Source organism: Thiohalorhabdus sp., assembly GCF_046545655.1.
GTDB lineage: Bacteria > Pseudomonadota > Gammaproteobacteria > Thiohalorhabdales > Thiohalorhabdaceae > Thiohalorhabdus.
Map to the genome: position 1 here is coordinate 55,591 of NZ_JBKGZG010000005.1, position 13,729 is coordinate 69,319.

The following is a 13,729-nucleotide window of genomic DNA, read 5'->3' on the forward strand; positions in this document are numbered from 1 at the left end:
TCCCACATTTTGATGTCCCCTCCCCCGGACCTCCGGTCCCGAAAGCGTGACGGGGGTATTGATCCGTCTGCCCATTGCCCCCATCTCTTCCTCCGAGCGCTGTCCGTGTCCTGGGACACATCCGGGTTGGGACGACCGAGGGAGGGTGGTGATGGCGGCATCCCAGCGCAACATCTTCGTGGTCGCCCTTAGCGACTACCAGCGTCGGCTCCTGGAAAGACTGCCCCGGTCCGGGGACTACGCCTTCCACGAACTCCTGCCGCAGGACCGCCTGCGGGGGGTGTCCGACTTCCACGTGGGGGCGCTTCTGGAGCAGGCCCGGCAGCGCCTGCGCGCCTTCGATGGACCCGTCCACGGGGTGACCACCTTCATCGACTTCCCGGCCCTGGAGCTCTCCGCCCTCCTGGCCGCCGACATTGGCCTGCCCGGTCCCGGCCTGGAGAGCCTGCTGGGGTGCAGCCACAAGTACTGGAGCCGGTGTCTCCAGCGGCAGGCCGTTCCCGAGCACGTGCCCCCCTTCGCCGCCTTCGATCCCTTCGACCCGAATGCGGCCGAGGACTTGGAAAAAGACCTCGGGTATCCGTTCTGGATCAAGCCGGTGAATGCCTTCCGCTCGCACCTCGGCTACCGCATCGACAACCGTTCCGAACTGGAGGCCCGGCTTCCCGAGCTGCGGGCCGGCATCGAGCGGCTGGCTGAGCCGTTCGCCCGCTTCCTGGGCCTGGCGGATCTGCCCGCCGAGATCTCGGCCCTCCCGGCCCATACCTGTCTTGCGGAGGGAATGATCGGCGGCCGGCAGGCCACCTTGGAAGGCTATGTCTACCGCGGCGCGCCCCGGGTCTATGCCGTGGTGGATTCCGTCACGGAAGCCAATCGGGTCTCCTTCGCCCGCTATCAGTATCCCTCGGCCCTGCCCGCCCGGGTCCAGGAGCGCATGCGGGAAGTGGCCGAACGGGCGGTCACCGCCACCGGCCTGGACAACGCCCCCTTCAACGCGGAGCTGTACTGGGACCCGGATTCCGACCGCATCTGGCTGCTGGAGATCAACCCGCGCATCAGCGAGTCCCACTGCGAGCTTCTGGAGAAGGTGGATGGCGCCTCCCACCAACAGGTGGCCATCGATCTGGCCGAGGGCCGCCGTCCGGACCCGCCGCACAGGAAGGGCGCCTGGCCCATGGCGGCCAAGTTCTTCGTGCGCGCGTTCCGGGACAGCACCGTGGCGCGCCTGCCCGACCCCGAGCGCGTGCGGGAGGTTGAGGGCAAGGTCCCCGGCACCACGGTGGAGCTGCGGGTGCGGCCGGACGAGCAGCTCCACGATCTCCAGGATCAGGACAGCTACAGCTACGAGCTGGCCTGGGTGTGGGTGGGTGGCGAGGGCACCGAGGACCTGCTGGCGCGCTACCGGCGGGTCAAGGCGCTCCTCGGCATCGAGATGGCGGACCACCAGGAGATCTCCTAGATGACCCGGATCGTGCCCGAACGCAAGCTCCCCGGAAGCGTCCAGGTCATCGAGCACCAATGGATCCCCGTGCGGGACGGGGCCCGTCTGTCGGCCCGCATCTGGCTGCCGGAGGGGGCGGAGGAGGTGCCCGTCCCCGCCGTCCTGGAGTTCATCCCTTACCGCAAGCGCGACATCAAGCGCTCCCGGGACACGCAGATCCACCACTACTTCGCCGCCCACGGCTATGCCGGGGTGCGGGTGGACCTGCGCGGCAGCGGGGATTCGGAAGGGGTGCTCACCGACGAGTACCTGCCCCAGGAGCAGGACGACGCCGAGGACATCCTGCGTTGGCTGGCCGAACAGTCGTGGTGCACGGGCGAGGTGGGAATGATGGGCATCTCCTGGGGTGGCTTCAACGCCCTGCAGCTCGCTGCCCGCCAGCCGCCGGAGCTCAAGGCGGTGATCGCCGTGGCGGCCACCGACGATCGCTACGCCGACGATGTCCACTACAAAGGCGGCTGCCTGCTGAACGACAACCTGTCCTGGGCCTCTACCATGTTCGCCTTCAACTCCATGCCGCCGGACCCCCAGGTGGTTGGCGATGGTTGGCGGGACATGTGGTTCCGGCGCCTGGAGAACAGCGGCCTGTGGGTCAAGCGCTGGATGGCGCACCAGCAGCGCGATGCCTACTGGCGGCACGGCTCGGTGTGCGAGGACTACGGCGCCATCCGGGTGCCGGTGATGGCGGTTTCCGGCTGGGCGGACGGCTATGTCAATCCGGTTTTCCGGCTGGTGGAGCACCTCGCCGTGCCCACCAAGGGCCTGATCGGGCCCTGGAGCCACATTTATCCCCACCAGGGGCTCCCAGGCCCCAAGATCGGCTTCCTTCAGGAGGCCCTGCGCTGGTGGGACCAATGGCTGAAGGGGGAGGACACCGGCGTGGCCAGGGAGCCACGCCTGCGGGTGTGGATGCAGGACAGTGTGCGACCCCGCACCAGCTATGCCCGCCGTCCAGGCCGGTGGGTGGCCGAGCCGGAATGGCCCTCCGGCAACATCCACAAAACCCCCTTGGCCCTGTCCCACAACCACCTGCACTGGCCGGGAGAGAACAAGGAGCGCGGGGGTCCCGTATCCGTGCAATCCCCCCTGTCTGTGGGCCTGTTCGGTGGCAAGTGGTGCTCGTTCAGCAACGGGCCCGATCTGCCTTACGACCAGCGCGAGGAGGACGGGGGATCGCTAACCTTCGACACCGGACCCCTGACGGAGACGGTGGAGATCCTGGGGGCCCCCGAGGTGGTGCTGGACCTGGAGGTGGACCGGCCCGTGGCCCAGCTCGCCGTGCGCCTGTCCGATCGGGCCCCGGACGGCAAGGCCACGCGGGTCACCTATGGGGTGCTCAACCTCTGCCACCGTCAGGGCCACGACCGGCCCCGGTACCTGGAGCCGGGACGCCGCGAGCAGGTGCGGCTGGCCATGGACCACATCGCCCAGTCCTTTCCGTCGGGGCACCGGCTGCGCCTGTCGGTGTCCACCTCCTACTGGCCGCTGGTGTGGCTCCCGCCGGAGCCGGTAACCCTGACCATCCACCCGGACGGGAGCCGACTGGAGCTTCCCGTGCGCCCGCCGCGCCCCGAAGATGAAGCGCTGGCGTCCTTCGAGCCCGCGGAGGCGGCGCCGCCACCGGAGCGCACCCCGCTGGAGCTCGGGGAGGCCAATTGGGAGATCCACCGCGACCTGGCCCGGGACGAATCCACCCTGCACGTGATCGAGGACCAGGGCCGGGTGCGCCTGGAGGATTTGGACCTGGAGGTGGGCCGGTCCAGCGAGGAGTGGTACCGGGTCCGGGGAGACGACTTCCTCTCCGCCAACGGGGAGACCGTGCACCACCGCAGCCTACGGCGCGGTGCCTGGTCCGTGGCCACGGAGACACGGACCCTGTTGTGGTGTGACCGCGAGAGCTTCCACCTGAACGCCACCCTGGATGCCTACGAGGACGGGCGGCGGGTCTACGCCAAGACGTGGGAAGAGCAGGTGCCCCGGCGCTTCCTGTGACGAGGGTTCCGGGGTCTCCGGGACGGGCGGTGGCCGGGGCTTGGCGGATGCCCCTCTAGGCCCTACAATACCGGGTTTTCCATCCTTGCCCTGCCGGGGTCGGTAGGGCTTTATCCGCAAGGAGAGGAAGTCGTGAACCATTACGAGATTTTGTTCATCGTCCATCCTGACCAGAGCGATCAGGTCCCGCCCCTCGTGGAGAAGTACAAGGGCATGCTCACCCAGAACGGGGGCACCGTCCATCGCGAGGAGGACTGGGGCCGGCGCAAGCTCGCCTATCCCATCAACAAGGTGCACAAGGGCCACTACGTCCTCCTGAACGTCGAGTGCGACGCCGCCGAAGTGGACGAGATGGCCGAGGCCTTCCGCTTCAACGACGCCATCCTGCGGCACATGGTGGTGCGCAAGGAGAAGGCCGAGACCGAGCCCACCCAGATCTACAAGTCCCTGAAGGAAAAAGACAAGGGCGGCGGAGAGCGCGGCCCGTCCGAACGCTCCCAGGGCAGCGAGGACAAGGCGGAAGCGCCCGCTGAGCCGTCCGAGCCCGAGGAATCCGCTGAGGCCACCGAGACCGAGTAGACCCGGGACCGTCCGGCGGGATGTCCGAGCCCGAAAACCGGATCCGCCTGGAGGGCACGGTGCTGCCCGGGGCGGAGTCGCGCTGGACCCCCGCGGGGATTCCCCTGGTTCGCTTCGAGCTGGAGCACAGCTCTCGGGTCACCATCGCCGGCATGGAGCGCGTGGTGCACTGCCGAGTGACGGTGGTGGCCCTTGGGGAGGACTTGAGCGGTCGGGCGAAGGGTCTGAGCGATGGGCAGCGCTGCCGCGTGGACGGAGTCCTCGGGCAGCGCGTCCGGCGGCGCCGCGGCGAGGACCCTCTGTACGGGCGCCTCGAGGTGCACGCCACCGCCCTGACGCCCCTGGCCGGTCCCCCCTCCGACACCGAATGACCGCATGATCAGGAATAGGAGCCTAACCAATGCGCCCGAGCTTTCGTCGCCGTAAGGTCTGCCGCTTCTGCGTGGACGGCGTGAACGAGATCGATTACAAGGACGTCCGCACCCTGGAGAGCAACATCACCGACCAGGGCAAGATCGTCCCCAGCCGCATCACCGGCACCTGCAGCCGCCACCAGCGGATGCTGGCCAAGGCCATCAAGCGCGCCCGCGCCATCGCCCTGATCCCGTTCACCGTCCGGTAAAGGGTGGAGCGTCTCGCCCGGATCATTCTGGGAGGGCGGCTGCTGGCGAGCGTGATCGCCGCCGGCCTTTTTCTGGCCGCCGCCCTGATCCCCGCCCTGGGCGGGCTGCTCGGTCTGGTGGTGGCCGCCCCGGCCGTGGTCATCGGCTGGCACGTGGGCGCGCGGGGTCTGGTGGAGGTGGGCCTGATCGCGGGCCTGCTCGTCGGCCTCGCCACCCAGGCCCCGCTCATGCCCGTCCTCTGGCTGGCGGTCTTCTGGCTGCCGGTGGGGCTGGCCGCCGTCGTCCTGCGCCGGGGGCCCCTGTTCTCCGGCGTGGGGCTGACCCAGGTGCTGGTCATCCTCGCGGGCCTGGGGGCCTGGGTCCTGAGTGTGGACGGGGACCCCCAGGCGCTGGTGGGCAACTGGGTCGGTGAGGTGCTGAAAGGCTGGGTGGAGAGCCGCGACCTGCCACAGGACCAGACCCGGGATCTGCTGGAGGAGCTCGAGGTCAGCGTGGTGCCGGCCCTGGCCCGGTTCCTGCCCGGCGTGATCGGCGCGGGGATCCTGCTGACCTGGTGGGTCAACAGCCTGGCCGGCCTGTCGCTGGCCACCCGGGTGGGGGAGAATCCCGACCTTGCCGCGAGCCTGCGGGAGCTCCGGCTCCCCGACGCCACCGTCTGGCTGGTGGTGGCCTTGGGCGTCCTGGCCTGGGCCGGGGCGGGAAGCGCCCCGGGGTACTGGGCCGGCAACGGGCTGATCGTGGCGGCCATGCTCTTTTTCGCCCAGGGGCTGGCGGTGGTGCACAGCGCGCGGTTGGCCTATGGCCTGGGCCAGGGGTGGCTGGTGGCGTTCTATGTCTTTGTGGGCCTGTTCGTGCAGCTGACCATGGCGGTGGCCCTGCTGGGTTTGGCGGACGTCTGGGCCGATTTCCGAAACAAGCTCAAGGGTGCCGGCAGCGCCTGAGGCGCGGCACCCCGCATACCGAATAAGGAGGGTTCGATGGAGGTCATCCTGCTGGAGAAGGTGGAGAATCTGGGAGGTCTTGGCGACGTGGTCAACGTGGCCCCGGGCTACGCCCGCAACTACCTGGTGCCCAAGGAGAAGGCGCTGCTCGCCACCGAGGGCAACAAGAAGCGCTTCGAGGCCCAGCGCAAGGCCTTCGAGGCGCGCCAAGCCGAGCTCCTGGAGTTTTACCAGAGCCTGGGCAAGAAGATCGACGGCACCACCGTGCAGCTGGACCGGCGGGTGGCCGAGGCCGGCCGGCTGTTCGGCTCCGTGGCCAACGCGGACATCGCCGACGCCCTCAAGGAGCAGGGCTACGAGGTGGAGCGCGGCATGATCCTGCTGCCGGAAGGCCCCATCAAGGAGGTGGGGGACCACGAGGTACAGGTGCGGCTCCATCCGGATGTTATCGTGACCATCACGGTGTCCGTGGCCGGCATCTAGGGCCGGCCGGCTGCTCATTCCTGCGCGGGGCCGCCCGGCCCCGCGGGGGGCGCGGAAAGCGGGGTAGTGCGGTGTGCTGAATACGGATGAGCTGAAGGTCCCGCCCCACTCCGTGGAGGCGGAGCAGTCGGTGCTGGGCGGCCTACTGCTCGACGAGAACGCCTGGGACCGGGTGGCGGACGTCCTCAGCAGCGAGGCCTTCTATCGCCACGACCATCAGCTGATCTTCGACGCCGTGGGCCAGCTTGTGGACCAGAACCGGCCCGCGGACATCGTCACCGTGGCGGAGGTGCTGGAGCGGCAGGGCAAGCTGGAGGAGGCGGGGGGCACGGCCTATCTGGCCACCCTGGCCAACAACACGCCCACCACCGCCAACATTGTCCACTACGCCAACGCCGTCCGGGAGCGGGCGGTCCTGCGCTCCCTCATCCAGGTGGCGGGGGACATCTCCGACAGCGCCTTCCATCCCGGCGAGCAGTCCGTCGCCGAGATCCTGGACAGCGCCGAGCAGCGCATCTTCCGCATCGCCGACCAGTCCAACCAGCGGCAGGGCGGCTTCTCGCCCCTGCGGGAGCTGCTGCGCGAGAGCGTGGAGCGCCTGGACGAGCTGTTCCAGCGCGACGATCCCATCACCGGCCTGCCCACCGGCTTCGAGGACCTCGACGACAAGACCTCGGGCCTCCAGGCTTCCGACCTCATCATCATCGCCGGCCGGCCCAGCATGGGCAAGACCTCCTTCGTCATGAACATGGCGGAGTCGGTGTGCCTGCAGGGCAGTGCTCCCGTGGCCATCTTCAGCCTGGAGATGCCCCGCGAGCAGCTCACCATGCGCCTGCTCTCCTCGCGGGCCCGCATCGACGCGCACAAGATGCGCAACGGCAACCTGCACCCGGACGACTGGCCCAAGCTCACCAAGGCGGTGGGGGAGCTTTCCGAGGCGCCCCTGTTCATCGACGACACGCCGGGCCTCGGGCCCATGGAAATGCGCGCCCGCTGCCGGCGGCTGAAGCGCGAGCACGGCCTTGGCCTGGTGATCGTGGACTACCTCCAGCTCATGCAGGGCTCCTCCGACGCCGAGAACCGGGCCACGGAGATTTCCCAGATCTCGCGGTCGCTGAAGGCCCTGGCCCGGGAGCTGGACGTGCCGGTGATCGCCCTCTCCCAGCTCAACCGCAGCCTGGAGCAGCGCCAGGACAAGCGACCCATGATGTCCGACCTGCGCGAATCCGGAGCCATCGAGCAGGACGCCGACATCATCATGTTCATCTACCGCGACGAGGTCTATCACCCGGACAACCCCGAATCCAAGGGGGTTGCCGAGCTGATCATCGGCAAGCAGCGGAACGGGCCGACGGGGGTGGTGCGTCTGACCTTCTTGGACGAGTACACCCGCTTCGAGAACTACGCCGGCCCCGAGCTCGCCGAGGGCTTCTGAGGTGGGCCGGCCCTCGCTGGTGCGGGTCTCGGCCCGGGCCCTTGCCCATAACCTGGAGGTGGCCCGGCGCCAGGCGTCCGGCTCCCGGGTCATGGCGGTGGTCAAGGCGGACGCCTACGGACACGGCCTCGAATGGGCCGCGGGCGTGCTGGAGGAGGGCGGCGCCGACGCCTTCGGCGTGGCCTGCATCGAGGAGGGCATCCGGCTGCGGGAGGCGGGGGTCCGCCGGCCCGTCTTCATCCTGGAGGGCTTCTTCCAGCGAGAGGAGCTCCGGGCGGTGCAGGCCCTGGACCTCGGCTTGGTCCTGCACCGTCCGGAGCAGGTGGACGCGGTCCTGGAGGAGGCCACGCCGGAGGCCCCCATTCCTTGCTTCCTCAAGGCGGACACGGGCATGCACCGGCTCGGCCTGGATCACGACGAGGTTCCGGCCCAGGCAGAACGCCTGGCCCGGGCCCCGGGGGTGGATTGGCAGGGCCTTCTGAGCCACATGGCCCGCGCGGACACCCCCGACGATCCGTATAATGACCAGCAGGTCCGGTGTCTGCGGGAGCTGGGGGCGTCCGTGGACGGGGACTGTCCGCTGTCCCTGGCCAACTCGGCCGCCGTGCTCGCCCGCCCGGAAGCGCATCTGGACTGGGTGCGCCCCGGTCTGATGCTCTACGGGGCCTCGCCTCTGGAAGGGCGAAGCGGGGCGGAGCTGGGTCTGGAGCCGGTGCTGCGCCTGGAGACCAGCGTCATCACCGTGCGCCACCTGGAGCCGGGGCAGTGGCTGGGCTACGGGACGGCCTTCCAAGCGGAGGAGCCCATGCGTGTGGGGGTGGTTCCCCTGGGATACGGCGACGGCTATCCCCGCCATCTGGGCACGGGGACGCCCGTGCGTGTGGCGGGGCGGGACACCCGCACCCTGGGGCGCGTGTGCATGGACATGATCTTTGTGGACCTGACCACCCTGCCGCAGGTCGGGGAGGGCGCAACGGTGGAGCTACTGGGTCCCGGCGTGCCGGCGGAGGCCCTGGCCCGGCGAGCGGACACCATCGCCTACGAGATCCTCTGCGGCCTGCGCAACCGCCTGCGACGGGTAACCGAGTGATCGGTAAGTCCCTGGGTGCGCTCGGCGGCTGGGCCCTGCACGCCCTGGGGCGTTGGGGGGAGTCGGCCCTGCTCTTCGTGCGGACGCTGGGGCTGACCTTCCGCCCACCGTTCTATTTCCGCAACCTCATCTATCAGATCGAGTCCATCGGCATCAATTCGCTGCCGGTGGTCCTGCTCACCTCCGCCTTCACCGGGCTGGTCCTCGCACTGCAGATCTTTTCCGGCTTCCAGCGCTTCGGCGCGGAGAGCATGACCGGGACCGTGGTGGGCTACTCCATCGTGCGGGAGCTGGGGCCGGTGCTGGTGGGGCTCATGGTGGCCGGCCGCGCGGGGGCGGCCATGGCCGCGGAGCTGGGGACCATGCGGGTCACCCAGCAGATCGATGCCCTCTACGCCCTGTCCGCCGACCCGGTCCGCTATCTGATCGTGCCCCGCTTCTGGGCCGGGGTGATCGCCCTGCCTCTGCTGGTGAGCCTGGGCGACTTCATCGCCATCTGGGCGAGCTACGCGCTCACCGTCTGGGTGCTCGGGGCCAACCCCGTGGTCTACTGGGACAGCATGTTCGACTTCATGGAGCTCTGGGATTTCTACTCCGGGCTCATCAAGGCGACGGTGTTCGGGGGCATCATCGCATTCGTGGCCAGCTTCGAAGGCTTCACCGCCAGGGGCGGGGCACGCGGGGTGGGCGGCGCCACCACCCGCGCGGTGGTGGGCGCGGCGAGCCTGATCCTGGCCGCCAACTACTTCATCACCTACCTGGTGGTCTGAGATGGCGGAGCCGTTCCTGGACATCCGCGGCATGCGCAAGGCCTTCGGAAACTTCGTGGTCTGGGAGGAGTGCAACCTCACCCTGGAGGAAGGGGAGACCCACGCCGTGATCGGAGGCAGCGGCACCGGCAAGTCGGTGCTGCTGCAGACCGTGCTGGGGCTCCTGCAGCCGGACGCCGGGTCCATCCGCTTCCGGGGCCGCGAGATCGTGGGGGCGAACCCGGCCACCCGCGCGGAGATCGTCCGCGAGATCGGCATGCTGTTCCAGGACGCGGCCCTGTTCGACAGCATGACGGTGGGCGAGAATGTAGGATTCGAGCTGGAACAGCTGAGGCTGATGGACCGGGCGGCCATCCGCGAGCGGGTGGCGGAGGTGCTGGGATGGGTGGGGCTCCCGGGCATCGAGGACCGCGATCCCGCGCAGCTGTCCGGGGGCATGCGCAAGCGGGTGGGGCTGGCCCGGGCCCTGGCCAGCGGGCCCCGGCTCATGCTGTACGATGAGCCCACCACCGGCCTCGACCCCATCACCAGCGACGTCATCAATGAGCTGATCATCTACCTCCGGGAGAAGACCCACACCTCGGGGCTGGTCATCACCCACGACATGCCCAGCGCCTACAAGATCGCCGACCGCATCAGCATGTTGTACCAGGGGCGGCTGATCTTCACGGGCACCCCGGAGGAGGTCCAGAGAACCGATCACCCCGTGGTCTCCCAGTTTGTCCACGGCCGGGCCCACGGTCCCATCACGGACGGGGCGTAAGGAACTCCCATGTTCGGAACCGAGCAGAAGGTCGGACTCTTCATCGTCGGCACCCTGATCCTCCTGGGTATCGCCACCTTCATTATTGGCGACATGGATCCCCTCGGCGCCCCGGAGCGAAAGACCTATACGGCGGTTTTCTCCGACGTGAAGGGCCTCAAGGAGCAGGCCCCAGTGCGCATGGCCGGCGTGGAGGTGGGCCGGGTGGGGGCGATCCGGCTGGCCAACGGCGAGGCGGAGGTGGAGCTGCTGCTCCGGTCCGATGTGGAGGTCCCCGAGGGGTCCGGGGTCCTGATCGGCGGTTCGGGTCTCGTGGGGGACAAGTACGTGGTGATCACCCATCCGGAGGAATCGGGCCGGGGCGGGGAGGGCGGAGCCGGTGTGGCCACGGGGAAGCAGGGCACCCTTCCCGAGGGTTCCACCATCCGTGAGGAAACCCCCTCCCAGGATCTGGACGACCTCATGCGGACCTATGGGGATGTCGGGGAGGATGTCCAGGAGCTCACCGGGAGCCTGCGGGAGATGGTGGAGGCCAACCGCGAGGATCTGCGCCGGGTGGTGGCCAACGTCCGCGACCTGACCCAATTCCTCAAGCAGGACCTGCCGCCCATGGTGGAGGACTTCCGGGGCACGGCGGAGAACGCCAACGACATCCTGGCGGAGAACCAAGAGAACGTTCGGCAGCTGGTGGCCCGCCTGAATCAGAGCGCCGACAACCTGGCGGAGATCAGCGGGGAGATCCGGGCCGGGAACGGCACCATCGGGCGACTGTACAGGGAGGAGGGGGTCTACACGGAGCTGGAGACCATCAGCCAGAACCTCGGCGAGATCACCACCAAGATCAACGAGGGCGAGGGAGCCCTGGGCAAGCTGGTCAGCGACGATGATGTGGGCCGTCAGCTGGAGTCGGCCGTGTCCGGCATCGGGGAGTACACGGACCGGGTGCAGCGCATGCAGACCTCGGTGTCGCTGGATTCCCGCTATCTGACCGAGCAGGAGACCACCAAGTCCGACTTCAACGTCCGCCTGCAGAGCCGGCCCACCCGCTACTACCTCCTGGGCGCCACCTCCGACGGCCTTCCCACCCAGGCCGAGGACGCCGAGGCCGGGGATCCGCTGTTCGGCCAGGAGGACGAGTTCGGCAGCGACTACAAGTTCACCTTCATGTTCGGCAAGTCGTGGCCCGAGTACGGCCTGTCCGGGCGCATCGGGATGCTCCAGTCCACCGGCGGCGTGGGCATGAGCTATTATCCGGCCCGTTCCCTGGAGCTATCCGCTGACCTGTGGGACTTCGGCGGCGCCAACAGCGGCACCGAGTTCGACGGGCCCCAGTCCCGCTTCATGGCGCGCTACGCCTTCCTCGACGACCACCTCCTCCTGGAGGGCGGCGTCCACAACGCCTTCTCCGAGGAATACCGCTCGCCCTTCGTCGGCCTCGGCCTGCGCTTCTTCGACGAGGACCTGAAATACCTCGCCGGGTCGGTGCCCACCGGGGGCTTGTAGGCTGTCATGGCCAAACGGCCCAAGACCGTCTTCGCCTGCACCGAATGCGGCGCCCAGCACCCCAAGTGGTTCGGCCAGTGCCCGGACTGCGGGGCCTGGGACGCGCTGACCGAAGAGGCCCCCGCGCCCCAGGGGGAAAAGAAGCCCCTCGGCAGCGGGCTCCATGGCGGCCGGCCCACGCCGCTGCCCGAGGTGCAACCGGGCGGTGAAGCCCGCCTGCCCACCGGCATCGGCGAGCTGGACCGGGCCCTGGGTGGGGGCCTGGTCCCCGGGGCCGTGGTGCTCATCGGCGGCGAGCCCGGGGTGGGGAAGTCCACCCTGCAGCTGCAGATGGCCGCCGGCCTCGCCGGAGAGCGGCGCGTGCTCTACGTCACCGGGGAGGAGTCCTCCGCCCAGGTGGCCCAGCGCGCCGACCGCCTGGCGGTCCAGGACAGCCCCCTCCAGCTCCTCGCCGAGACCGACCTCGACACCATCCTCGGCCGCCTCCAGGAGCACCAGGCGGACCTCGCCATCGTCGACTCGGTGCAGACCGTGGCCGACGGTTCCCTGCAGTCCGCCCCCGGCTCCGTGGCCCAGGTGCGCGAATGCGCCGCGCGCCTGGTGCGCTACGCCAAGCAGACCGGCACCGTGCTGTGCCTGGTGGGCCACGTCACCAAGGAAGGCGCCCTGGCCGGACCGCGCGTCCTGGAGCATATGGTGGACACGGTGCTCTACTTCGAGGGCGAGCAGGGCGGGCAGTACCGCCTGGTGCGCGCCATCAAGAACCGCTTCGGCTCGGTGAACGAGCTGGGGGTGTTCCGCATGACCAGCGGCGGCCTGGAGCCGGTGACCAATCCCTCCGCTCTGTTCCTCTCCGAGCACCAGGAGCCGGTCCCCGGCGCGGCGGTGGTGGCCAGCCAGGAGGGCACCCGCCCCCTGCTGGTGGAGCTGCAAGCCCTGGTGGCCGAGAGCCCGCTCAGTCAGCCGCGCCGGGTGGCCATCGGCGTGGAGCGCGACCGCCTCTCCCTGCTGCTGGCGGTTCTGTACCGCCACGCCGGCGTGGCCCTGTTCGACCAGGACGTGTTCATCAACGTGGTGGGCGGCGTGGACCTGTCCGAGCCGGCGGCGGACCTGTCCGTGGCGGCGGCACTGGTGTCCAGCCTGCGCTCCCGCGCCCTGCCGGAGCGCACCATCATCCTCGGCGAGGTGGGCCTGGCTGGCGAGGTGCGCGCCGTGGGCCGCATCGAGGACCGCCTCAAGGAGGCCGCCAAGCTCGGCTTCCAGCGGGCCGTGATCCCGGCGGCCAGCGCCGAGGGCCTCGACAACCCCGGCCTTACCCTCCACCCGGTGCGGCGCATCGAGCAGGCGCTGGAAGTGCTGCTGGATACCTGAGCGCCCCCTCCCTTGCGCGCCTGTTTGGGCCTCCCTGTGCCGGCGCAATTCGGGCACGGACCTTTCCCGCGGCCCGCGCAACGAGAGCCTCCCCGCCCCCCCTCCAGGCCCATGCCGGGGGTAGAAGGTCCTTCTTCTGTCCAATTCCTGACCCAAAGAGTGTCCTTTTTGGGACATCTTTGTCCTGAATGGGACAAAAAAACGTTTGACCCTTCTTTCCCCCTTTGATATCAAATGCGGAGTCAAAGGGGACAGAATTGGACACCAGGAACCGGAAAAGGGCGGCGTGGCGGTTGGGGACCGCCGCGGTATCACCGGTCCGGAGGGTGAGGTCCTGCCACGCGGGGCCGTTCGTCTCCGGCCGAGGGGTCGTCAGTGCGCCAGTGGGTCATCCGGAGGGGAACCGCCCCTCCAGGCCCGGGCGTTCTTCCCGCCGTCCGCATTAAGGCCCTGCCTTCTCGCCACCGCGTAGGCTCTCCCTCGGTCGCTCCTTCCACTCTTTTTCCGAAATGTCCGGGCGTACGGTGCAAGGGCTGGCTTCCCCGGCCCTTGTCCTTTTCGGGGTCGCGGTCGAGTACCGCTCCCACAGGAGAATGTCCGGCCTTTACGACGTTTCCGTCAGCAGCCGCTCCAGCACCCCCTCGTAGATCTCCGCCAGCCGCTCCAGGTCCTCCATGG

13 protein-coding genes are annotated in these 13,729 nt (G+C 69.1%); all 13 read left to right on the forward strand.

Annotated elements, in window-relative coordinates:
* The first annotated feature begins 151 nt into the window (after positions 1-151).
* The 13 genes from ACLFRB_RS02380 (at position 152) to radA (ending at position 13,051) form a co-directional block, all read left to right on the forward strand.
* Entirely contained in the window at positions 152-1,459 is a 1,308-nt protein-coding gene (locus tag ACLFRB_RS02380) for an ATP-grasp domain-containing protein (protein WP_411067397.1), read from the forward strand.
* On the forward strand, positions 1,460-3,493 hold the full coding sequence (locus ACLFRB_RS02385) for a CocE/NonD family hydrolase (protein WP_411067398.1): 2,034 nt from the start codon (positions 1,460-1,462) through the stop codon (positions 3,491-3,493).
* A 132-nt stretch (positions 3,494-3,625) separates the two neighbouring features.
* Complete coding sequence (gene rpsF, locus ACLFRB_RS02390) at positions 3,626-4,072, forward strand: 30S ribosomal protein S6 (RefSeq protein ID WP_411067399.1); 447 nt, start codon at positions 3,626-3,628, stop codon at positions 4,070-4,072.
* A 20-nt stretch (positions 4,073-4,092) separates the two neighbouring features.
* The gene (locus ACLFRB_RS02395) at positions 4,093-4,443 is read left to right on the forward strand and encodes a primosomal replication protein N (RefSeq protein WP_411067400.1); all 351 of its coding nucleotides are present in this window, start codon (positions 4,093-4,095) and stop codon (positions 4,441-4,443) included.
* Positions 4,444-4,472: 29 nt separating this feature from the next.
* Positions 4,473-4,694 carry a 30S ribosomal protein S18 gene (gene rpsR / locus ACLFRB_RS02400; RefSeq protein ID WP_054966199.1) on the forward strand — a complete coding sequence of 74 codons (222 nt, stop codon included), beginning with the start codon at positions 4,473-4,475 and terminating at the stop codon, positions 4,692-4,694.
* A 3-nt stretch (positions 4,695-4,697) separates the two neighbouring features.
* Positions 4,698-5,636 (forward strand): DUF2232 domain-containing protein, encoded by a 939-nt coding sequence (locus tag ACLFRB_RS02405; protein ID WP_411067401.1) that lies wholly within the window; start codon positions 4,698-4,700, stop codon positions 5,634-5,636.
* 36 nt (positions 5,637-5,672) lie between these two features.
* Complete coding sequence (rplI, locus tag ACLFRB_RS02410) at positions 5,673-6,119, forward strand: 50S ribosomal protein L9 (RefSeq protein WP_411067402.1); 447 nt, start codon at positions 5,673-5,675, stop codon at positions 6,117-6,119.
* Between the two features lie 73 nt (positions 6,120-6,192).
* Entirely contained in the window at positions 6,193-7,554 is a 1,362-nt protein-coding gene (dnaB, locus tag ACLFRB_RS02415) for a replicative DNA helicase (RefSeq protein ID WP_411067403.1), read from the forward strand.
* A 1-nt stretch (position 7,555) separates the two neighbouring features.
* Positions 7,556-8,644, forward strand: a complete 1,089-nt coding sequence (gene alr / locus ACLFRB_RS02420; RefSeq protein ID WP_411067404.1) for an alanine racemase — start codon at positions 7,556-7,558, stop codon at positions 8,642-8,644.
* On the forward strand, positions 8,641-9,414 hold the full coding sequence (locus ACLFRB_RS02425; protein ID WP_411067405.1) for an MlaE family ABC transporter permease: 774 nt from the start codon (positions 8,641-8,643) through the stop codon (positions 9,412-9,414). Before alr ends, ACLFRB_RS02425 begins: the two co-directional genes overlap by 4 nt.
* Before the next feature lies 1 nt (position 9,415).
* Entirely contained in the window at positions 9,416-10,177 is a 762-nt protein-coding gene (locus ACLFRB_RS02430; protein ID WP_411067406.1) for an ABC transporter ATP-binding protein, read from the forward strand.
* A 9-nt stretch (positions 10,178-10,186) separates the two neighbouring features.
* Positions 10,187-11,680: an MlaD family protein gene (locus ACLFRB_RS02435; RefSeq protein WP_411067407.1), complete on the forward strand. Its 1,494-nt coding sequence runs from the start codon at positions 10,187-10,189 to the stop codon at positions 11,678-11,680.
* Positions 11,681-11,686: 6 nt separating this feature from the next.
* Positions 11,687-13,051, forward strand: coding sequence for a DNA repair protein RadA (gene radA, locus ACLFRB_RS02440; protein WP_411067408.1), 1,365 nt, complete (start codon positions 11,687-11,689; stop codon positions 13,049-13,051).
* Positions 13,052-13,729 lie beyond the last annotated feature (678 nt).